This is a genomic window from Atlantibacter sp. MEI4A-1023, assembly GCF_056155425.1.
The window spans coordinates 4,250,651-4,269,919 of the sequence record NZ_CM149568.1; the positions used below are offsets into that span (position 1 = coordinate 4,250,651).

General features: G+C 57.8%; 23 protein-coding genes. 17 read left to right on the forward strand and 6 right to left on the reverse strand.

The window, feature by feature from the left end; translation table 11 throughout:
- The first annotated feature begins 138 nt into the window (after positions 1 to 138).
- A complete protein-coding gene (gene kdgT / locus ACVV26_RS20195; protein WP_144131132.1) occupies positions 139 to 1,134 on the forward strand; it encodes a 2-keto-3-deoxygluconate transporter in 996 nt (331 codons plus the stop codon).
- Between the two features lie 69 nt (positions 1,135 to 1,203).
- Here kdgT and ACVV26_RS20200 read toward each other — a convergent pair whose 3' ends face one another.
- Complete coding sequence (locus ACVV26_RS20200) at positions 1,204 to 2,079, reverse strand: diguanylate cyclase regulator RdcB family protein (RefSeq protein ID WP_474799033.1); 876 nt, start codon at positions 2,077 to 2,079, stop codon at positions 1,204 to 1,206.
- Positions 2,076 to 4,445 carry a clamp-binding protein CrfC gene (gene crfC / locus ACVV26_RS20205; protein ID WP_474799034.1) on the reverse strand — a complete coding sequence of 790 codons (2,370 nt, stop codon included), beginning with the start codon at positions 4,443 to 4,445 and terminating at the stop codon, positions 2,076 to 2,078. The genes ACVV26_RS20200 and crfC overlap by 4 nt, the downstream gene beginning before the upstream one ends.
- Before the next feature lie 581 nt (positions 4,446 to 5,026).
- Between crfC and ACVV26_RS20210 the strand changes: the two genes are divergently transcribed.
- Both ACVV26_RS20210 and ACVV26_RS20215 read left to right on the forward strand, forming a co-directional pair.
- Entirely contained in the window at positions 5,027 to 5,362 is a 336-nt protein-coding gene (locus ACVV26_RS20210; RefSeq protein ID WP_161661068.1) for a zinc ribbon domain-containing protein YjdM, read from the forward strand.
- 341 nt (positions 5,363 to 5,703) lie between these two features.
- Positions 5,704 to 5,925 (forward strand): hypothetical protein, encoded by a 222-nt coding sequence (locus ACVV26_RS20215; RefSeq protein ID WP_474799035.1) that lies wholly within the window; start codon positions 5,704 to 5,706, stop codon positions 5,923 to 5,925.
- A 23-nt stretch (positions 5,926 to 5,948) separates the two neighbouring features.
- Here the strand turns inward: ACVV26_RS20215 and ACVV26_RS20220 are convergent, their stop codons facing one another.
- Positions 5,949 to 7,157, reverse strand: a complete 1,209-nt coding sequence (locus tag ACVV26_RS20220) for a phospholipase effector Tle1 domain-containing protein (protein ID WP_474799037.1) — start codon at positions 7,155 to 7,157, stop codon at positions 5,949 to 5,951.
- A 283-nt stretch (positions 7,158 to 7,440) separates the two neighbouring features.
- Between ACVV26_RS20220 and phnC the strand changes: the two genes are divergently transcribed.
- The 14 genes from phnC to phnP are packed head-to-tail and all read left to right on the forward strand — an operon-like array spanning position 7,441 to position 18,133.
- Positions 7,441 to 8,229: a phosphonate ABC transporter ATP-binding protein gene (phnC, locus tag ACVV26_RS20225; protein ID WP_474799038.1), complete on the forward strand. Its 789-nt coding sequence runs from the start codon at positions 7,441 to 7,443 to the stop codon at positions 8,227 to 8,229.
- A gap of 18 nt (positions 8,230 to 8,247) precedes the next feature.
- Complete coding sequence (gene phnD, locus ACVV26_RS20230) at positions 8,248 to 9,264, forward strand: phosphonate ABC transporter substrate-binding protein (RefSeq protein ID WP_474799039.1); 1,017 nt, start codon at positions 8,248 to 8,250, stop codon at positions 9,262 to 9,264.
- 49 nt (positions 9,265 to 9,313) lie between these two features.
- Positions 9,314 to 10,093, forward strand: coding sequence for a phosphonate ABC transporter, permease protein PhnE (gene phnE, locus ACVV26_RS20235; RefSeq protein WP_474799040.1), 780 nt, complete (start codon positions 9,314 to 9,316; stop codon positions 10,091 to 10,093).
- A 20-nt stretch (positions 10,094 to 10,113) separates the two neighbouring features.
- On the forward strand, positions 10,114 to 10,839 hold the full coding sequence (phnF, locus tag ACVV26_RS20240) for a phosphonate metabolism transcriptional regulator PhnF (protein WP_474799041.1): 726 nt from the start codon (positions 10,114 to 10,116) through the stop codon (positions 10,837 to 10,839).
- Positions 10,839 to 11,300 (forward strand): phosphonate C-P lyase system protein PhnG, encoded by a 462-nt coding sequence (gene phnG, locus ACVV26_RS20245; RefSeq protein WP_474799042.1) that lies wholly within the window; start codon positions 10,839 to 10,841, stop codon positions 11,298 to 11,300. Before phnF ends, phnG begins: the two co-directional genes overlap by 1 nt.
- Positions 11,297 to 11,881, forward strand: coding sequence for a phosphonate C-P lyase system protein PhnH (phnH, locus tag ACVV26_RS20250; protein ID WP_474799043.1), 585 nt, complete (start codon positions 11,297 to 11,299; stop codon positions 11,879 to 11,881). Before phnG ends, phnH begins: the two co-directional genes overlap by 4 nt.
- The gene (locus tag ACVV26_RS20255; RefSeq protein WP_474799044.1) at positions 11,881 to 12,966 is read left to right on the forward strand and encodes a carbon-phosphorus lyase complex subunit; all 1,086 of its coding nucleotides are present in this window, start codon (positions 11,881 to 11,883) and stop codon (positions 12,964 to 12,966) included. Before phnH ends, ACVV26_RS20255 begins: the two co-directional genes overlap by 1 nt.
- On the forward strand, positions 12,944 to 13,789 hold the full coding sequence (locus ACVV26_RS20260) for an alpha-D-ribose 1-methylphosphonate 5-phosphate C-P-lyase PhnJ (RefSeq protein ID WP_474799046.1): 846 nt from the start codon (positions 12,944 to 12,946) through the stop codon (positions 13,787 to 13,789). Before ACVV26_RS20255 ends, ACVV26_RS20260 begins: the two co-directional genes overlap by 23 nt.
- Positions 13,786 to 14,544 carry a phosphonate C-P lyase system protein PhnK gene (gene phnK / locus ACVV26_RS20265; protein WP_474799047.1) on the forward strand — a complete coding sequence of 253 codons (759 nt, stop codon included), beginning with the start codon at positions 13,786 to 13,788 and terminating at the stop codon, positions 14,542 to 14,544. Before ACVV26_RS20260 ends, phnK begins: the two co-directional genes overlap by 4 nt.
- Before the next feature lie 9 nt (positions 14,545 to 14,553).
- Entirely contained in the window at positions 14,554 to 15,249 is a 696-nt protein-coding gene (gene phnL / locus ACVV26_RS20270; protein WP_474799048.1) for a phosphonate C-P lyase system protein PhnL, read from the forward strand.
- Positions 15,239 to 16,375, forward strand: a complete 1,137-nt coding sequence (gene phnM / locus ACVV26_RS20275; protein ID WP_474799049.1) for an alpha-D-ribose 1-methylphosphonate 5-triphosphate diphosphatase — start codon at positions 15,239 to 15,241, stop codon at positions 16,373 to 16,375. Before phnL ends, phnM begins: the two co-directional genes overlap by 11 nt.
- The gene (phnN, locus tag ACVV26_RS20280) at positions 16,375 to 16,944 is read left to right on the forward strand and encodes a ribose 1,5-bisphosphokinase (protein WP_474799050.1); all 570 of its coding nucleotides are present in this window, start codon (positions 16,375 to 16,377) and stop codon (positions 16,942 to 16,944) included. The genes phnM and phnN overlap by 1 nt, the downstream gene beginning before the upstream one ends.
- Positions 16,934 to 17,365 carry an aminoalkylphosphonate N-acetyltransferase gene (gene phnO, locus ACVV26_RS20285; protein ID WP_474799052.1) on the forward strand — a complete coding sequence of 144 codons (432 nt, stop codon included), beginning with the start codon at positions 16,934 to 16,936 and terminating at the stop codon, positions 17,363 to 17,365. The genes phnN and phnO overlap by 11 nt, the downstream gene beginning before the upstream one ends.
- 9 nt (positions 17,366 to 17,374) lie before the next feature.
- Entirely contained in the window at positions 17,375 to 18,133 is a 759-nt protein-coding gene (gene phnP, locus ACVV26_RS20290; protein ID WP_474799054.1) for a phosphonate metabolism protein PhnP, read from the forward strand.
- Here phnP and yjdP read toward each other — a convergent pair.
- The 3 genes from yjdP to ACVV26_RS20305 all read right to left on the reverse strand — a co-directional run bounded on the left by yjdP (position 18,130) and on the right by ACVV26_RS20305 (position 19,259).
- Positions 18,130 to 18,441 carry a DDRRRQL repeat protein YjdP gene (gene yjdP / locus ACVV26_RS20295; RefSeq protein WP_474799055.1) on the reverse strand — a complete coding sequence of 104 codons (312 nt, stop codon included), beginning with the start codon at positions 18,439 to 18,441 and terminating at the stop codon, positions 18,130 to 18,132. The two genes, phnP and yjdP, sit on opposite strands and share 4 nt — an antisense overlap.
- A 114-nt stretch (positions 18,442 to 18,555) precedes the next feature.
- Complete coding sequence (locus ACVV26_RS20300; protein ID WP_151603189.1) at positions 18,556 to 18,957, reverse strand: type II toxin-antitoxin system MqsA family antitoxin; 402 nt, start codon at positions 18,955 to 18,957, stop codon at positions 18,556 to 18,558.
- A 2-nt stretch (positions 18,958 to 18,959) separates the two neighbouring features.
- Positions 18,960 to 19,259: a type II toxin-antitoxin system MqsR family toxin gene (locus ACVV26_RS20305; protein WP_474799056.1), complete on the reverse strand. Its 300-nt coding sequence runs from the start codon at positions 19,257 to 19,259 to the stop codon at positions 18,960 to 18,962.
- Positions 19,260 to 19,269 lie beyond the last annotated feature (10 nt).

A 19,269-nucleotide genomic window follows, 5' to 3' on the forward strand; every position in this document is an offset into this window, starting at 1 on the left:
CCAGGCGGCAAGGTGACCCGTAAAGGCGCACCACCCAGAGAAGACAATACGACTCGCAACGCACAAAAAATCTTTTTTATTAGCAGCTTGCAAAACCTGTCTGCTGATACCAGAAAATCTAAGTTAAGAGGCTTGTACATGAAAATTAAAGCGACTATGGAACGAATCCCGGGCGGGATGATGCTTATTCCGCTGCTGCTCGGTGCCGTACTCAATACCTTTGCACCGGATACCGGCGCGTATTTCGGTTCCTTTACCAAAGGTATGATTAGCGGAACAGTACCGATTCTTGCGGTATGGTTTTTCTGTATCGGGGCCTCAATCGATCTACGCGCAACCGGCACCGTTTTACGTAAGTCCGGTACGCTGGTTATTACCAAAATCGGCGTAGCCTGGCTGGTCGCCATGATTGCCGCGTCGTTTATCCCGGAAGGCGGGATTCAGACCGGCTTCTTTGCAGGTATTTCGGTGCTGGCAATCGTGTCTGCGATGGATATGACCAACGGTGGCCTGTATGCCAGCCTGATGAACCAGTACGGTACTAAAGAAGAATCTGGCGCATTCGTCCTGATGTCTCTGGAATCCGGCCCGCTGATGACCATGGTAATCCTGGGTTCCGCAGGTCTGGCTTCATTCGAGCCGCACCACTTTATCGGTGCTGTGCTGCCGTTCCTGATTGGCTTTACCCTGGGTAACCTGGACCACGATTTCCGCGCGTTCTTCAGCAAGGCGACCCCGGTTCTGATCCCGTTCTTCGGCTTCGCGCTGGGTAACACCATCAACTTGGGTGTGATTCTGGATACGGGTCTGCTGGGCGTCGTTCTGGGTGTTGCGGTTATCGTTATCACCGGTATCCCGCTGATTATCGCAGACCGCGTGATTGGCGGCGGTAATGGTACTGCAGGTGTGGCAGCGTCTTCCGCAGCAGGCGCAGCGGTTGCGAACCCGGTTATCATCGCGCAGATTAACCCGGCGTTTGAACCGGTCGCCGCTTCCGCCACCGCGCTGGTCGCCGCGAGCGTTATCGTTACCGCCATCCTGGTGCCGATTATCACCGCGCTGTACGCCAAACACGTCGGCGGGTACAAACCCGCTGAGGCGAAGCAGCCGGAGCAGCAGGTTCAGCACCACTAATCGCTAAACCGCAAAAAAAAACGCCGCACTCCCGAGTGCGGCGTTTTGCTTTATAAGGATCAGAGAAAATCAGGCTGCCAGCGAATCCACCAGCACTTCATCCACCATCGCCCCGGCCAGACGCGACGCAGAGCACAAACGCGGCATACCCAGCGCCACGCTTTTCCAGCTCTGGGTGACTGACCAGCACACCGGCTGGCGTTCGCTGTCGCTCCAGTTACCCAGCCAACTCAGGGTATCTTTATAATCCAGCAGGCTCGGCGTCGGCGGAGAATTGAGCCACTGCTGATAAAAGTGACGCGTCTGCGCTGAGGCGTCGACGCTTTTGGCCAGCAACGCCGTCGCCTGCCGACGGATCTCTTCCAGCAGCGCGTCACGCGCTTTTGGCGTGCTCAGCCGAATAGCCGCGCCGCAACGGCCCCAGCGTAGCTCCTCCAACACCACATAACACCGCCCTGCCGGAGAAAACTCACCGTAATGGCCGGAACGCCAGCGGTCGAATACCGCATCGATATGCTCGCGGCCTTCATTTTCCAGCCCGCGCGAGGCCAGTTCATCTTCAAGCCGCGTGGCGCACTGCTGGTAATAACTGCCTAACTGTTCCAGTTGCGTCACCAGGGCGGGCTCCCGGCCCGGGATTTCCGCCAGCAGCGCCTGGGCAATCAGGCTTAACGCCATATGCCCCGGCTGGCGGTACTGGCTCACGCCGTCCAGCAACCCCGGCAGCCACTGCGCGCCCTCGGTCATGGCGGCGGTGGTCCACCAGTTCGGCAGGTTGGATTGCGCCAGCAACTCCTTCTGCAACCGCTCGCCTATCGCCTGCTGGTGCGGAACCGCAGGCGGGACGCGCCGCTGTTGAACGGCCAGGGTGGTATCGACCATCCACTTATCCGTGACGCTTTGTAAAAGCCGTCCTGGTCCATCAAGTAAAGCGGTCTGACTCATACGCCATACTCCGCAGCAAAAAGGGTTTGGATATCATCACGCAGTAACCGGGCATCCTCATAAATAAACCCGGCGGTGGAATTGCACTGTTGCAGCTGTTTACGCAGCGCCAGAAGCGCATCTTCATTTTGCTGGCGAGCGACCAGGCTTTGCTGCAGGCTGGCTTCGATTGAGGACAGCGCGCCGGAGAACTCGGCGAAGAAGCTGGCGAGACCCGCGCTGACAGAGACATCAATTTGCGTGTCCATCGCCTGTCGCACCTGGCTGCTGAACTGTTCGATATGCTGATACAGCTTCTGCTCAAGGCCAGGGATATCTATCACGAAACGCCGGGCGCTGGCGGTATAGCCTTCCCAGCCCCACTCCGAGCTGTTCAGCCAGCGCACCACCGTCCCTTTCATCCCGCCTCTGCCGCGGGCGCGGTTAAGCGGCAGCGTTTGCTGATCGATCGCGTCGTTAAACAGCGAGTGCGCGTTAAAGTTAAGTTGATTGGCGCTGAATGCGGGTAGCGTAATATGCGCTTTAAATCCCGCCTGGATCAGGCCGTCAGAGACGCGGGTTTCGATGGGATGCAACGCATCGCGCAGGGTGCGCGTCAGGGTGATTTCCAGTTGGCTGAATAAGGTCGCCAGGTCGCGGATCAATCCTTCCTGAAAGCCCAGCATAATCACATCGCACGAGGCGCGGATTTTATGCAGCAGCGTGCGCGCTTCGCTTTCAGACTCCAGCATCATCTGCTGGCAACCCGGCTCAAAATCGCGGCGGCGATGCGGGTCGTGGCGGCCAATACCACTCAGGGAAACCTCAGGAATTTGCCCGCTGCGGAAATAGCTGCTCAGGCTTTCAATCATGCGGCGCTGATAATCCGCAATGCACGCCGCTCCGCCCTGCAATGCCTGGGCCACTTCGTGCTGAACCTCGTCGCGTACCCCGTTACGGGAGGACTGCAACTCTTCGATATTCTGGCGCAGCCGTACGATGCTCTGCTGCAACTGGTCGCTGGCGATATCCAGCCCCTGGCGGCGAAAAGTCATATAGGTTTGCGCGCTCTGGGCGTAGTTCAGCAACTTATGCGATGCGGAGCGCAACGCGTAAAGCGAGGCGTTGGCATGGGCCGCATGCAGCACCGTTTTGATCGGCTGCTCGAACAGGGAGTCTTCCCATAAAAGCTCGGCGGCATGGCGCAGCGCGGTGATATCGGTTAACGATTCAGTACGCCAGCGTCGGCCCAGCGCCGCTTCCGCGAAATCCTGCACCCACAACTGCTCGGTATGGGACGGCAACTGGCCTTTATGCATCAGCTCATGGCGCGCGCGATTGGCTAAATACGCCCACATCGACGACACCGGGAAAATATGGTCCGGCTCGATATGGCCTTTCATCAGCGTGCCCGAAATCAGCGCCCGTACCTGCTCTTCATCATCGCTGTTACGGTCTTTCTGATCGAATTTGTTGACCAGCGCGTAAAGCGGCACCGATTTGCCCACCGTTGATAAGGCCTGGCGCACTTCTTCATCGGAAACGGACTTGAGCTGGGTGTAATCCATCACCGCCAGCACCGCCGAGGCGCTCGCCAGTTGTTCCTGAAGCATTTTTTGCAGATGAGGCTGCCCGGCCTCGTTGGGCCCGGGCGTATCCAGCAGGGTCAACTGCCCTAACCCCTGGTCCATCCCCGCCAGGTGGACGAACTCCACCTGAATAAACGGAATATGTTCGATCGCGGTATACGCACTGAAGGGAAACGCCACATCCAGCACTTTTGATAGGCGCACCAGATCGTTGAGGCTTTTCAGGCAATGGAAGATCGGCTGCGCACCTAAGTACTGTTTCTCGAACCGCGTGCCGCTGGCGATACGCAACAGCAGGCTGTCCATGTCCTTGTCGATTTCAAGTTGCGAAGCGAGGTTTTCCCGACGCCGGGCATGCAATTTTTTTTGCAGTTCAGCCATTAACGTTTCAATAGGCCCGACATGGGGAAAATACAGTATTGGGTCGACCTGGCCAGGCGTATGGCGGATCAGCGTCGGTAGTGCCGTCATGGGACGGTTGCGGTTCGGCAACACTTCTGTGCCGACGATGGCATTAATGGTGGTGGATTTCCCCGCTTTCATGGTGCCGACAATCGCCAGCACCATTTCCTGATGCGTTACCTTACGCAGTTCGTTACGCAAGGTTTCCTGTTGAACCTCCACGCCCTTATGGCTGAAGTGTAACGGATGAATAGTCGCGATCCGCGCGCCATCTAAACCAGATGGATTTTCCTGCACCGCCAAAGGGATTTTTTTCAGCATATCCAGGTTATGCATGGCGAGATGGATTAACCGCTCCGCTTCCTGGCTTAATTCAAAAATTGTCTGTGTATGCATAAAATGTTTCCTTAATGCAAATTTTCTTTAGTTTTATTTGCTTTATCTTTTTATTATCGGGTTATGCCTTTTATAATTACCTGAAGGAAATAAATCCTGAATAGTTAAAACGCCGTTTTGTTTGCTGAAAATAACCAGTTTATCCATCTGGTGACGTTATTAAAATCGCTAATAATCACGACCAGTGCTGGATTTTTCTTTTTTCTCTGCTATAGGCAAAAGCCATCCTGAATGGAAAAATAAGCCATTCGATGAAGTGATTAAGCGTGCGCTCATTGTGGCCGATGGGTAGCCCTGCTGATTGTCGATAACCATAGAATAATAAATATCACTTAAGAGGCCAGAATAACACCGACACAAGACAAATCACGATATATGTTTCGCATATTTGCGCTAAAATTTAGGTTATTGACAACCTTCGTGAAGCGTCGCAGCCGATGTAGCGCGTTGTTGCGCCAGCGCGCGGAATAATCCCTGATAAGCTCAGGGATTTAGGTTATAATCCTCGGTTTTTGCGGGTGAATACCCGTTTTTCACATTATTGCGGCTTACAGCACGCCACCGTTTTTAGAGGAAACCCCATGCAACTTCCCCACTGCCCTCAGTGCCAATCCGAATATACCTATGAAGATAACGGCATGTTCATTTGCCCGGAGTGCGCGCACGAATGGAACGCCGCTGAAGAAGCGCCGGAAGCAGATACGCTGATCGTTAAAGATGCCAACGGCAACCTGCTGGCCGACGGCGACAGCGTCACCGTTATCAAAGATCTCAAGGTGAAAGGCAGCTCTTCAATGCTGAAGATCGGCACCAAAGTGAAAGGCATTCGTCTGGTAGAAGGCGACCATAACATTGATTGTAAAATCGATGGTTTTGGCCCGATGAAGCTAAAATCAGAATTCGTCAAAAAGAACTGATTTCTACGCTGCGCTGTCATACAGCGCAGCGTTTTTCCTCTGGCAATTCATCACTATCCTGACGCTTATTCGTGGCGAGTTTAACCCGTTATTCGCTGCCCGATATCCTGATAATTCCACGCTGCGTTAAAGCTATATTCCATCCCATTGATAACCATCACAGATCTGTTTTTATTGATATATTTATCAGTCACTTAATAATAAAAAATATTCTTATTATTATAAAATAGTTTTTTTTGAAAATTATAAAAACGTCTTTTATATCTCAAAACAATACTCCACCCACCGATAATGAATAACTCCGTGTTGACTAACCCTATCCGTTTATTAAGGGTGAATTTATGCGTCATTCTCCTCACACCACCAATAAAGAATATATTCTGGCTGATAATGATACATTAGTGCCCGACACCGATTTGCAGCGTTATATTACTTATACTCACGACAGTTTTATGCGTGTCAGCGGCTTGAGTACCGATAAATTAATCAGCCATCCCGATATGCTAAAACAAGTATTCCGCCGACAGGTGGCAGACCTTAACGTGGGCCGGACGGGTGAATAATCGCCGTTTCTCGTTAACAGACGCTAATAGGCGATAGACCAGTTCTTCGGAATGCCGCCGGCGGTCATATGTTTTCGCAATGACGCCGGTTGGTAATCACTTAGCTTCCATATCCCATCCACCGGAGACTGGAACGGCAGCGCACTACCGCCATAGATACGGTCAATTACCGACTGGTGAATCATCAGTGAAGAGTGAACGGGGGCAGGAAACCGCCGTGGCGCGATGTGCCGCCACGGCGTCGGCGGGAACCAGTTGCAGTGCAGCGGTCCTAAACCGTTGCTGATAATCGGGCGCACCTCCAGCGGTAAACCCAGGTCGCTGAGGACGTCCCGCATCCAGCGTAGCGTGGTGTTGGCCAGCGCGCTTTCTTCGCTCTCGTCATCGTAGCCGCCGCCGATGTCCTCATGGATGCCGGCAAACAGCACCTGCAAAATCCGATCGCGGAAATCCCACAGCACCGGCTCCAGATCGACACGTTCTTCATCTATCGCCATCGCCTGTAGACCGTACTTTACCTGGGGACCCAGCACCGACGATCCGAAGCGGAACACGTCGGTGCGTTTATCCTGGTAATAGGCGGGAATGCCTTTTTTACCCACGGTTTCAAACGCGGCGACGGCTTCAATCGGGACGTGGGTAATCAGCTCGTCGGGCTTAGGCGGCTCGCAGAAATAACCGGGCAGATCGCTCACCACCTGCCCGAGCAGCTCGCCATCCATATGCGCGGCGTGGGCGCGATACTGCGTCCAGATTGCCGCCGCCCGTCGCCAGGCATCAAGCTTGTTATGCTCATTCAGCCCCAGGCGCGCACTGTCCAGCAAACCACGGCTGAGGATCATATCGGCCAGCGCCCGCACCGTGTACGCGCCGCGGCTAAATCCGATCAGCCATATCCGATCGCCGGGCTGGTAGTGACGGCTAATAAAGGTATAACCCCTGACAACGGGAACGATAAGCCGGGCACCAAATGCCCCATCCAGACTGTTCGCAAACGGATTATTCGGGTCGCCCACCCCATGAATATACTTTGCGACCTGTAAGACTTCCCCGTCGGGATCCCGCCAGGTTTTCTCCTGTTCATTGGCGAGCAGCAGGCTGTGTTGATCCACCTCCCCCCGCAGCGCCACGAACAGCTGGTAAACATTGCCAGCCCGAACCGGGCTGTGTTGAACGTCAAGGTCTGGCCCGCCCCAGACCCCATCCGCACAAAAAACAATGTCTTTGCTCATCGTTGATTCCCGCTGCCAGAGGTTAATTTCGCGTCGTGTCACGTGAGGTTAATCGCCCGCATAAAGTCTCTCGCAGCCTTACCCGGAAAAAGCGCACAATCCGCACCCCATAAGCTAAGAAAATCTCGCTGCGCCCTGCACTACGACAAAAGTTGGTAGCTGAATGCATTCTCTAATAAATCGGCTTGCATAACGGCTAATCTTCATCCGATTGCCATTTCCCGTTAACAGAATCGTCACATTACCCGGTCAACATGAGGCCACTTTTCATGGAGACCGTGTAATGCAAACGATTATCCGCGTCGAAAATTTGACCCGAACTTTCCATAACCATCAGGCGCTGAAGGGTGTAAGTCTGGAGGTCAATAATGGCGAAATGGTTGCGCTGCTGGGGCCGTCAGGCTCCGGGAAATCTACCCTGCTGCGCCATCTCAGCGGGCTGATTACCAGCGACAAATCCCCCGACATCCACGTCGAAATGCTGGGCTGTACTGTGCAGCGCGCAGGCCGCCTGGCCCGCGACATCCGCCGGACCCGCGCCCAGACCGGCTACATCTTCCAGCAATTCAACCTGGTTAACCGCCTGACCGTGATGGAGAACGTGCTGATCGGCGCACTTGGCGCAACACCGTTCTGGCGCACCTGTTTTAGCTGGTTCAGCCGCGAGCAGAAGCAGCGCGCGCTTCAGGCGCTGTCCCGCGTCGGTATGGCGCATCTGGCGTACCAGCGGGTTTCGACGCTGTCCGGCGGCCAGCAGCAGCGCGTGGCGATTGCCCGCGCGTTGATGCAACAAGCCAAAGTGATTCTGGCGGATGAACCGATTGCCTCTCTCGACCCGGAATCGGCGCGCATCGTGATGGAAACCCTGCGCGACATTAACCGCCAGGATGGCATCACCATCGTGGTGACGCTGCATCAGGTGGATTACGCCCTGCGCTACTGCGAACGCATTGTGGCGCTGCGCCAGGGCAATGTTTTTTACGATGGCGCCAGCAGCGCCTTCGACAGTGAACGTTCCGACCATCTCTACCGCAGCCTGAATCGCGTCGACCAGAACGCGCAGGCCGCCTAACTTATCCGAGGACATTTCATGAATTACAAAGCGGTTGCCGCTCTGGCCTTTACCAGTATGTTCAGCGTGAGCGCCCTGTTAAGTCCGGCGCTGGCGCAAGAGCAGGAAAAGGCGATTAACTTTGGCATCATTTCGACCGAATCACAGCAAAACCTCAAACCGCAGTGGGACCCGTTTCTCAAGGATATGGAGAAAAAACTGGGCATGAAGGTCAACGCCTTCTTCGCGCCGGACTACGCGGGCATTATCCAGGGCATGCGCTTTAACAAAGTCGACGTGGCCTGGTACGGCAACCTCTCCGCCATGGAAGCGGTGGATCGCGCTAACGGCCAGGTGTTTGCCCAGACCGTGGCGGCAGACGGATCGCCGGGTTACTGGAGCGTGCTGATCGTCAACAAAGACAACCCGATCAAAGACGTTAACGAACTGCTGGCGAAGCGCAAGGATCTGACCTTCGGCAACGGCGATCCTAACTCCACGTCAGGCTTCCTGGTGCCGGGCTATTATGTATTCTCGAAGAACAATATCGCCGCCACGGATTTCAAACGCACCCTGAACGCCAACCATGAAACCAACGCGCTGGCCGTGGCCAACAAGCAGCTTGATGTGGCGACCAACAACACCGAAAACCTCGATCGTCTGAAGGTCACCGCGCCGGAAAAATTTAACCAGCTGAAAGTGATCTGGAAATCGCCACTGATCCCGAGCGATCCGATCGTCTGGCGTAAAAACCTTTCCGATGCCACCAAAGACAAAATCTACGACTTCTTCACGACATACGGCAAAACCGCTGAAGAGCAGCAGGTGCTGAAGGGCCTTTCCTGGGCGCCGTTCCGCCCCTCCAGCGACCTGCAACTGGTGCCGATTCGCCAACTGGCGCTGTTTAAAGAGATGCAGAGCGTCAAAGCCAACAAAACCCTGAGCGAGCAGGATCGCGCCGCCAAAACGGCAGAACTTCAGGCGAAGCTGGACGATCTGGACCGTTTGAACGCCGCGCTTGGCGCGATGACCAACGTCACCACCGCATCACAGTAATCCTCTGACCTCACGGGTTCGCCCGTGAGGACGCGTTACGGAGTTCCTTATGCAAACCATTACTGTTGCGACCCCGAAGCGAAGCTGGTTCACCCTGCTGAGCTGGGCCGTGCTGCTGGCGGTGCTGATCGCCTCATGGCAGGGCGCGGAGATGGCGCCGCTCAATTTGATCCGCGACGCGGGCAATATGGCGACCTTCAGCGCCGACTTTTTCCCGCCGGACTTCAGCCAGTGGCAACACTATTTGGGCGAAATGCTGATCACCCTGCAAATCGCCGTCTGGGGCACCGCGTTGGCGGTGGTTCTGTCTGTTCCGTTTGGCCTGCTGTGCGCCGATAACCTGGTTCCCTGGTGGATTTACCAACCGATGCGCCGCCTGATGGACGCCTGTCGCGCCATCAATGAAATGGTGTTCGCCATGCTGTTCGTGGTGGCGGTGGGATTAGGGCCGTTCGCAGGCGTGCTGGCGCTGTTTATCCACACCACCGGCGTGCTGTCCAAACTGCTGTCTGAAGCCGTGGAAGCCATCGAGCCGGGTCCGGTGGAAGGCGTGCGCGCTACCGGCGCCAACAAAATCGAAGAAATTCTTTACGGCGTTCTGCCGCAGGTGATGCCGCTCTTAATCTCCTATTCCCTGTACCGTTTCGAATCCAATGTCCGTTCCGCCACGGTGGTAGGCATGGTCGGCGCAGGCGGGATTGGCGTCACGCTGTGGGAAGCGATTCGCGGGTTCCAGTTCCAGCAAACCTGCGCCCTGATGATTGTCATCATCATTACCGTCAGCCTGCTCGACTTCCTGTCGCAGCGCTTGCGTAAGCACTTCATCTGATTTGCGAGGCTTTGATTGCTATGCACTTATCCAGACATCCGACCAGTTACCCCACCCGATATCAGGAAATTGCCGCAAAGCTTGAAGAGGAACTGAAAAATCATTACCGCTGCGGGGACTATCTCCCGGCGGAACAGCAGCTGGCGGACCGCTTTTCGGTTAACCGCCACACCCTGCGCCGCGCCATTGACCAGTTAGTGGAGCGCGGCTGGGTGCAGCGCCGTCAGGGCGTCGGCGTGCTGGTACTGATGCGCCCGTTCGATTATCCGCTTAACGCCCAGGCGCGCTTTAGCCAGAATTTGCTGGAACAGGGCAGCCATCCCACCAGCGAACGTCTGTTAGCGGTGCTGCGCCCGGCGTCAAATCAGGTCGCCCAGGCGCTGGACGTCATCGAAGGACAGAACGTGATCCATCTGCGCACCCTGCGCCGGGTCAACGGCATCGCCCTGTGTCTGATCGACCACTACTTTTCCGAGCTCGCCTGGTGGCCTGCATTGCAGGGCTTTAGCCAGGGCTCACTGCACGATTATCTCGACCAGCAACTCGATATTCGCCTGCTGCGCACCCAGACGCGCATCAGCGCACGCCGCGCCCAGGCCAAAGAGAGCAAATTGCTGGAGATCCCCAACATGGCGCCGCTGCTGTGCGTGCGCACCCTTAACCATCGTAACGACGTGGCGAAACCGGCGGAATACTCCGTCAGCCTGACCCGCGCCGACATGATTGAATTCACCATGGAGCACTAATGGACGCGGCACATTACACCCTCGCCCAACGCCAGCGCTGGATGGCCGTGCTGGCCCACAGCCTGCCGGACGAATTACAGCGCTATGTTGAAACGCTGCGCATCGCGCCGGAGTACCAGACCCTGCGTCCGGCAGAAACCGGACTGGTGCAAATCCAGGGCCGCATGGGCGGCACCGGTTCACGCTTTTATACCGGCGACGCCACCCTGACCCGCGCCGTTATCCGCCTGAATAACGGCCTGTGCGGCTACAGCTGGATACTGGGACGCAACAAGCCTCACGCCGAACGCTGCGCGGTGATCGACGCCCTGATGCAGGACCCGGAGCACTATCCGTCGCTGCTGGAAACCCTTATTGCCCCGCTGGAAGCCCACCGCGCCGCGCGTCTGCAAACGCGTGCCGAACAGGTGAATGCCAGCCGGGTCGACTTTTTCACCCTGGTGCGTGGAGATAACGCATGACCTTAACAACCGCTTTCGCTACCCCGGTTCACGACGCCCAACACAGCTTTCGCCGCCTGCTCAAGGCCATGAGCGAGCCGGGCGTGATTGTTTCCCTACATCAACTGGCCCACGGCTGGCCGCCATTCGGCCAAGCCACCACCAGCGTGCTGCTCACACTGGCGGATACCGACACGCCGGTGTGGCTGAGCGCCGCAATGGGCAACGATTTTGTCCGTCAGAACCTGCGCTTTCATACCAACGCGCCGCTCACCGACGATCTCGCCAGCGCGCTGTTCGCGGTGGCCGATGAAACGCTGACTTCCATGCAGTTGAATCTGCTGTCGCAGGGCAGCGCGGTAGCGCCGGAAACAAGCGCCACGTTGATTATGCAGGTCGCCAGCCTGAGCGGCGGGCGGATGCTGCGCCTCACGGGCGCGGGCATTCATGAGGAGCGCATGGTCGCGCCGCAGTTGCCGGAATGCGTGATCCACGAACTGACCGAGCGCCCGCATCCGTTCCCTCTGGGTATCGATCTGATCCTGACCTGCGGCGATCGTCTGCTGGCGATCCCGCGCACCACCCATGTGGAGGTGTGCTGATGTACGTTGCGGTGAAAGGGGGCGAAAAAGCGATCGACGCCGCGCACGCCCTACAGGACCACAAACGCCGGGGCGACGGTGCGATCCCGGAACTCAGCGTGGCGCAAATCGATGCCCAGCTTAATCTGGCGGTGGATCGGGTGATGACCGAAGGCGGCATCGCGGATCGCGAACTGGCAGCGCTGGCGCTCAAGCAGGCCAGCGGCGACAACGTGGAAGCCATTTTTCTGCTGCGCGCGTATCGCACCACGCTGCCGCGCCTGGCGGTCAGCGAGCCGATTGATACCGCCGCTATGCGCATGGAACGACGCATTTCAGCGGTGTACAAAGACGTGCCCGGCGGCCAACTGCTCGGCCCGACGTACGATTACACCCATCGCCTGCTGGATTTCGCTCTGCTGGCGGACGGCGAAGCCCCCACTCTGACGCGGGCCGAAAGCGACCAGCCGCACGCGCCTCACGTGTTTAGCCTGCTGGAAGCCCAAAAGCTGGCGAAACCCGAGCAGGACAGCGGCGAGCAGCCGGATGACATCACCCGCCAGCCGCCGGTTTACCCGTGCTCCCGCGCCTCGCGGTTACAGCAACTGGTGCGCGGCGACGAGGGCTATTTGCTGGCGCTGGCCTACTCCACCCAGCGCGGCTACGGGCGCAACCACCCGTTCGCCGGCGAAATTCGCAGCGGCTACGTTGGTGTGGAACTGATCCCCGAAGAGCTGGGTTTTGCGGTCAACGTCGGCGAACTGCTGATGACTGAATGCGAAATGGTTAACGGCTTTATCGATCCGCCAGAAGAAGCCCCGCACTTTACGCGCGGTTACGGGCTGGTATTCGGCCAGAGCGAGCGCAAAGCCATGGCGATGGCGCTGGTGGACCGGGCGCTACAGGCCCCGAACTACGGCGAGAACATCTCCTCCCCGGCCCAGGATGAAGAGTTCGTACTGGCCCATGCCGATAACGTCGAGGCCGCCGGGTTTGTCTCGCACCTGAAACTGCCCCACTACGTCGATTTCCAGGCCGAACTGGAACTGCTCAAGCGCCTGCAACGCGAACAGGAGACCCGCCGTGACTCATCTTGCCGGTTATAACTTCGCCTATCTGGACGAGCAAACCAAACGCATGATCCGCCGCGCGATTTTAAAAGCGGTAGCGATCCCCGGTTACCAGGTGCCGTTTGGCGGCCGCGAAATGCCGATGCCTTACGGCTGGGGAACAGGCGGCATCCAGATCACCGCCAGCATCATCGGTGAATCTGACGTGCTGAAAGTGATCGACCAGGGCGCAGACGACACCACCAACGCCGTGTCGATCCGCAATTTCTTTAAGCGCGTCACCCACGCTGCCACCACCGAATCCACCGAAAACGCCACCCTGATCCAGACCCGCCACCGCATCCCGGAGATGCCGCTGGTGGAGGATCAGATCCTGATTTACCAGGTGCCGATCCCGGAGCCGCTGCGCTTTATCGAGCCGCGCGAAACCGAAACCCGCACCATGCACGCGCTGGAAGAATACGGCGTGATGCAAGTGAAGCTGTATGAAGATATTGCTCGCTTCGGCCATATCGCCACCACCTATGCCTACCCGGTGAAGGTCAATGACCGCTACGTCATGGACCCGTCGCCGATCCCGAAATTTGATAACCCTAAAATGGACAGAATGCCCGCGCTGCAACTGTTCGGGGCCGGGCGCGAAAAGCGCATCTACGCGGTGCCGCCGTATACCCGCGTTGAAAGCCTCGACTTCGACGACCACCCGTTCAGCGTCCAGCAGTGGGACGAGCCCTGCGCCATCTGCGGTTCCCATGACAGCTATCTTGACGAAGTGGTGCTGGATGACGCGGGCAACCGCATGTTTGTCTGTTCCGATACCGATTTCTGCCGCACGGTTTACGAGGCCAATAACTCATGACTCAACCTCTGCTTTCGGTTAATCACCTGACCCACCTGTACGCGCCGGGCAAAGGCTTTAGCGACGTTTCCTTTGATTTATGGCCCGGTGAAGTGCTGGGGATTGTCGGGGAATCCGGCTCCGGTAAAACCACCCTGCTGAAGTCGATTTCCGCGCGGCTGGCCCCGCAGGCGGGCGACGTGATGTACCAGCATCGTTCACTGTACGGCATGAGCGAAGCCGAACGCCGCCGCCTGTTGCGCACCGAATGGGGCGTGGTGCATCAGCATCCGATGGATGGCCTGCGCCGCCAGGTCTCCGCTGGCGGCAATATCGGCGAACGCCTGATGGCCACAGGCGCGCGTCACTATGGCGAGATCCGTGCCACCGCCGCGCGCTGGCTGGAGGAAGTCGAAATCCCTACTTCGCGCATCGACGATTTACCTACCACGTTTTCCGGCGGGATGCAGCAGCGCCTGCAAATCGCCCGCAATCTGGTGACGCACCCCCGGCTGGTGTTTATGGATGAGCCGACGGGCGGGCTGGACGTTTCAGTGCAGGCGCGTTTGCTCGACCTGCTGCGCGGCCTGGTGGTGGAACTGAACCTGGCGGTGGTGATTGTCACCCACGATTTGGGCGTGGCGCGGCTGCTGGCCAACCGACTACTGGTGATGAAGCAGGGTCAGGTGGTGGAAAGTGGGCTAACCGACCGGGTGCTCGACGATCCGCATCATCCTTATACCCAATTGTTGGTTTCATCGGTTCTGCAAAACTAGAGGCGCGCCATGACGGTTTCATTACGGGTTGAAAATGTCAGTAAAACGTTTGTTCTTCATCATCAAAACGGCATTCGCCTGCCGGTGCTGTCAAGCGCCTCGCTGGACGTTAACGCAGGGGAGTGCGTGGTGCTGCACGGCCACTCCGGCAGCGGTAAATCCACCCTGCTGCGCTCGCTGTACGCCAATTACCTGCCGGATAACGGGCATATCTGGGTGAAACATGACGAGCAGTGGCTGGATATCGTCGCCGCTCCGGCCCGGGACGTGATGGCGGTACGCCGCAAAACCATCGGCTGGGTAAGCCAGTTTTTGCGGGTTATCCCTCGCGTTTCGGCGTTAATGGTGGTGATGCAACCGCTGCTGGATTTGGGCGTTGACCGCGAGGTGTGCCGCGCCAAAGCCGCCAGCCTGCTGACTCGCCTCAACGTCCCGGAGCGCCTGTGGCATCTCGCGCCCTCGACCTTTTCCGGCGGCGAACAGCAGCGCGTCAATATCGCCCGGGGGTTTATCGTCGATTACCCGATTCTGCTGCTCGACGAGCCTACCGCCTCGCTGGACGCCAACAACAGCGCCGCCGTGGTGGCGCTGATTGAAGAGGCCAAAGCGCGCGGCGCGGCTATTGTCGGCATTTTCCATGATGACGCCATTCGCCAGCGCGTGGCTGACCGTTTACACCCGATGGGGAAAACAGATGATTATTAATAACGTAAAGCTGGTCCTCGAAAACGAGGTGGTAGACGGCTCTATTGATATCCACGACGGGGTAATTACCCGCTACGCCGACAGCCGCAGCCGCCTGCCGGGCGCGCTGGACGGCGAAGGCGGCTGGCTGCTGCCTGGGCTGATTGAACTGCATACCGACAATCTGGATAAGTTCTTCACTCCGCGCCCGAAAGTGGACTGGCCCGCCCACTCCGCCATGAGCAGCCACGATGCGCTAATGGTAGCCAGCGGCATCACCACGGTGCTGGACGCGGTAGCGCTGGGCGACGTGCGCGACGGCGGCGATCGGCTGGAGAACCTGGAAAAGATGATTAACGCGGTGGAGCACAGCCAGCGGCGCGGGGTGAACCGCGCCGAGCATCGCCTGCATCTGCGCTGCGAGCTGCCGCATCACACCACGCTGCCACTGTTTGAACAACTGATGCATCGCGAACCGGTGACCCTGGTGTCGCTGATGGATCATTCGCCGGGCCAGCGCCAGTTCGCCAACCGGGAAAAGTATCGCGAGTATTATCAGGGCAAATACCAGCTCAATGACCACGACATGGCGCGCTACGAAGAGGAGCAACTGGCGCTGGCCGAGCGCTGGTCACAGCCGAACCGGGAAGCCATCGCCGCCCACTGCCGGGCGCAGAATATCGCGCTGGCAAGCCATGACGACGCCACGGCGGAGCACGTACAGGAATCCCACCAACTGGGCAGCGTGATTGCCGAATTCCCTACCACCTGGGACGCGGCGCAGGCGTCGCGCCAACACGGCATGAGCGTGCTGATGGGCGCGCCGAATATCGTGCGCGGCGGCTCGCATTCCGGCAACGTCGCGGCCCACTCGCTGGCCCAGGCCGGGCTGCTGGATATTCTCTCTTCCGATTATTACCCGGCGAGCCTGCTGGACGCGGCGTTTCGCGTGGCGCTCGACGAGGGCAACGCCTTTACCCTGTCCCAGGCGATTCATCTGGTGACGCGCAACCCGGCGCGGGCGCTCAACCTCGACGATCGCGGGGTGATTGGCGAAGGCAAGCGCGCCGATCTGGTGCTGGCGCACTGGCACGGGGAGCACGTGCATATCGGCAATGTCTGGCGTCAGGGAAAGCAGGTGTTCTGATGGGGCGCATGATCTGGTTAATGGGGGCGTCCGGGTCCGGGAAAGACAGCCTGTTAAGCGCCCTGCGCGAGCGGGAGCGCCCGACGCTGCTGGTGGCGCATCGCTACATCACCCGCCCGTTTAACGCCGGAAACGAAAACCATATCGCGCTGAGCGAAAGCGAGTTTTTACAGCGCGAGGCTCAGGGGCTGTTCGCCCTGAGCTGGCAGGCCAACGGACAGCGTTATGGAATCGGCCAGGAGATCGATCTGTGGCTGGAGGCGGGGTTTAATGTGGTGGTGAACGGTTCGCGTGCGCATCTGAAACAGGCGCAGACGCGCTACGGGGAGCAGTTGCTGGCGGTGTGTTTGCAGGTGTCCGCCGACGTATTGCGGGCGCGTTTACTGGCGCGGGGCCGGGAATCAGCCGGGCAAATCGCCGCCCGGCTGGCGCGTGCGGCGCAGTTCGCCAGCCTGCCACCCGGCTGCCGGATACTGAATAATGACGGGAGTCTGCTACAGTCAGTCGAGACATTATTAACGCTGGTCGATGAGCACCAACAGCCACGGGAGCCGCATCATGCTTTATGACATTCAGCGCGCCGATATCACCCACAGCGACGCCATCTACGCGCTGGTTTGCGAACTGAAACAGGCCACGTTTGACCGCGACGCGTTCGACACTGGCCTTGCCGCCAACCTGCGCGACGCCAACTATCATCTGGCGCTGGCCTGGCTCGACGGCAAACCGGTCGGGCTGATCAGTCTGCATCTGCAATTTCATCTCCATCACGCCAACTGGATCGGCGAGATCCAGGAACTGGTGGTCATGCCTGACGCGCGTAGCGCGGGCGTGGGCAAAGGCTTGTTACGCTGGGCGCAGACGGTGGCGCAGCAGCACGGCGCAGAGATGACCGAGCTTTCCACCAACGTGAAACGCATCGACGCTCATCGGTTTTATCGTCGCGAAGGCTATGAGCCGAGCCACGTTCGGTTCACCAAAACGCTTTAAGGAGCTGCAATGACCTTAACGCTGACCCTCACCGGCACCGGTGGCGCGCAACTGGTCCCGGCGTTTGGCTGTATCTGCAAAGCCTGCGAACGGGCGCGCAAAGATGAGGCTTTTCGCCGCCGCCCCTGTAGCGCGGTGATTAACTGCAACGACGCGGTTACGCTGCTGGATGCGGGGCTGCCCGACCTGATGGACCGCTGGCCCGCCGGGCGTTTCCGCCAGATTCTGCTCACCCACTACCATATGGACCATGTGCAGGGGCTTTTCCCGCTGCGCTGGGGCGTGGGCGAGAAAATAGCGGTGTACGGCCCGCCGGATGAACAGGGTTGCGACGATCTGTTTAAACATCCCGGCATCCTTGATTTCAGCCATACCGTTGAGCCGTTCGTGGTGTTTAGCCTCCAGGGTTTGCAGGTGACGCCGCTGCCGCTTAATCACTCAAAGCTGACGTTCGGCTATCTGCTGGAAACCGCTCACAGCCGGGTGGCCTGGCTGTGCGACACCGCCGGGCTGCCAGAGAAAACGCTGAAGTTTTTGCAGGCGGGGCCGCCGGACGTGATGGTGATTGACTGTAGCCACGCGCCGCGCAACCAGACGCCGGCTAATCACTGCGATTTAAACACGGTGATTGCACTGAATGAGGTGATAAAAAGCCCGCGCGTAGTGCTGACCCATATCAGCCACCAGTTTGACGAATGGATGATGAAAAACCCGCTGCCGGAGGGGGTTGAGGCGGGTTTTGACGGGCAGGAAATTACCCTCGCTTAGCGGTCGTATTCATCCTCCAGCCGCCGTTCTTCCTCTTCCAGTTGCTGGCGCTCGCGGTCCAGTTGACGCTGGCGCTCATCTAACTGACGGTGCCGGTCCTCAAGCTGCCTGCGCCGGTCGCTGTACTGGCGGCGCTGATCGTCGGAACGTTGCCAGTCACGATCGTCACGTCGGTCATCATTCTGGGAATACGCGTCATCAATCGCGCGGGTAATAGACGTCACGGTATCGTCAATCACATCGGCGCGCGCTGGTTGAGCAGTCATCACTAACGCGCCGAGCGTCAGGAAAAGCGGCAAAGATTTCATCAGGCAGCCCTCGAAAAGACAGAGTGTTACTTTGCAAAGGCTGCGGAGGGTAGAGAAGAAGAGAATTCTCAAAGCGTCAGGGGTTGTGCCTGTGTAATGAATTCGAAGTGGCTTTTAAGCTCGCTTCAGCTCCTCCAGGAGTTCGGGATGCTTATCCAGGGCCTTAAATAACAAAACAAGTGGGCGCGGAGGCGCTACGCGCCCAGTTTCATAACGGCTAAAGGCGTTAGCGCCGCCGCCAAAAATTTCTGCAGCCTGCCGCTGGTCTAGTTTAAGGCGCTTACGCACCTTAGCGATAAAGGCCGGATCGACCTCTTCAGCATTTACCCGTCTGTTAAATTCCACCATGCCCGCAAAATATTCATCGCCTTCGCCATCCCCAAAAATCACTTCCCCGCACCGATCGCAAAATTGCCCTTTAACGGCATGAAAAACCGTTTTCCGGCCTTTGTATTCATATTGCATATCGCGAGATTCATGTATCAGTTCTGCGCCACCGCAAACAGGACATTTCATATTCATAACTCCTTAAATGACACGATCAGTACGCCGTCAGTCACAATGAATTTCATATAAATCCGTTGGCCCTTGTAGAGGGGTCGATACACTTCATGCCAGCACGTAGAGTCATGATAAGCGGTCATGCTTTTATAAAAGTCAGCGGGTTCCAGCGCCAGAATGACATTGAAAATTTCCTGCTTAGAACCAAATCCCATTTGCGCTGCGCCAGTCAAGGCTGTATTTGTCACGGCCGCCAGGCCAGCCCGAACCAGTGTTTTGACAATGTGTAATCGGGTATGCGGCGTTCTCTTTTCCATAAGGATTAAC

Bases quoted from the DNA above. Each gene is read 5' to 3' on its own strand.
- kdgT (WP_144131132.1), top strand. From the start codon at position 139: ATGAAAATTAAAGCGACTATGGAACGAATCCCGGGCGGGATGATGCTT.
- ACVV26_RS20200 (WP_474799033.1), bottom strand. From the start codon at position 2,079: ATGAGTCAGACCGCTTTACTTGATGGACCAGGACGGCTTTTACAAAGC.
- crfC (WP_474799034.1), bottom strand. From the start codon at position 4,445: ATGCATACACAGACAATTTTTGAATTAAGCCAGGAAGCGGAGCGGTTA.
- ACVV26_RS20210 (WP_161661068.1), top strand. From the start codon at position 5,027: ATGCAACTTCCCCACTGCCCTCAGTGCCAATCCGAATATACCTATGAA.
- ACVV26_RS20215 (WP_474799035.1), top strand. From the start codon at position 5,704: ATGCGTCATTCTCCTCACACCACCAATAAAGAATATATTCTGGCTGAT.
- ACVV26_RS20220 (WP_474799037.1), bottom strand. From the start codon at position 7,157: ATGAGCAAAGACATTGTTTTTTGTGCGGATGGGGTCTGGGGCGGGCCA.
- phnC (WP_474799038.1), top strand. From the start codon at position 7,441: ATGCAAACGATTATCCGCGTCGAAAATTTGACCCGAACTTTCCATAAC.
- phnD (WP_474799039.1), top strand. From the start codon at position 8,248: ATGAATTACAAAGCGGTTGCCGCTCTGGCCTTTACCAGTATGTTCAGC.
- phnE (WP_474799040.1), top strand. From the start codon at position 9,314: ATGCAAACCATTACTGTTGCGACCCCGAAGCGAAGCTGGTTCACCCTG.
- phnF (WP_474799041.1), top strand. From the start codon at position 10,114: ATGCACTTATCCAGACATCCGACCAGTTACCCCACCCGATATCAGGAA.
- phnG (WP_474799042.1), top strand. From the start codon at position 10,839: ATGGACGCGGCACATTACACCCTCGCCCAACGCCAGCGCTGGATGGCC.
- phnH (WP_474799043.1), top strand. From the start codon at position 11,297: ATGACCTTAACAACCGCTTTCGCTACCCCGGTTCACGACGCCCAACAC.
- ACVV26_RS20255 (WP_474799044.1), top strand. From the start codon at position 11,881: ATGTACGTTGCGGTGAAAGGGGGCGAAAAAGCGATCGACGCCGCGCAC.
- phnK (WP_474799047.1), top strand. From the start codon at position 13,786: ATGACTCAACCTCTGCTTTCGGTTAATCACCTGACCCACCTGTACGCG.
- phnL (WP_474799048.1), top strand. From the start codon at position 14,554: ATGACGGTTTCATTACGGGTTGAAAATGTCAGTAAAACGTTTGTTCTT.
- phnM (WP_474799049.1), top strand. From the start codon at position 15,239: ATGATTATTAATAACGTAAAGCTGGTCCTCGAAAACGAGGTGGTAGAC.
- phnN (WP_474799050.1), top strand. From the start codon at position 16,375: ATGGGGCGCATGATCTGGTTAATGGGGGCGTCCGGGTCCGGGAAAGAC.
- phnO (WP_474799052.1), top strand. From the start codon at position 16,934: ATGCTTTATGACATTCAGCGCGCCGATATCACCCACAGCGACGCCATC.
- phnP (WP_474799054.1), top strand. From the start codon at position 17,375: ATGACCTTAACGCTGACCCTCACCGGCACCGGTGGCGCGCAACTGGTC.
- yjdP (WP_474799055.1), bottom strand. From the start codon at position 18,441: ATGAAATCTTTGCCGCTTTTCCTGACGCTCGGCGCGTTAGTGATGACT.
- ACVV26_RS20300 (WP_151603189.1), bottom strand. From the start codon at position 18,957: ATGAAATGTCCTGTTTGCGGTGGCGCAGAACTGATACATGAATCTCGC.
- ACVV26_RS20305 (WP_474799056.1), bottom strand. From the start codon at position 19,259: ATGGAAAAGAGAACGCCGCATACCCGATTACACATTGTCAAAACACTG.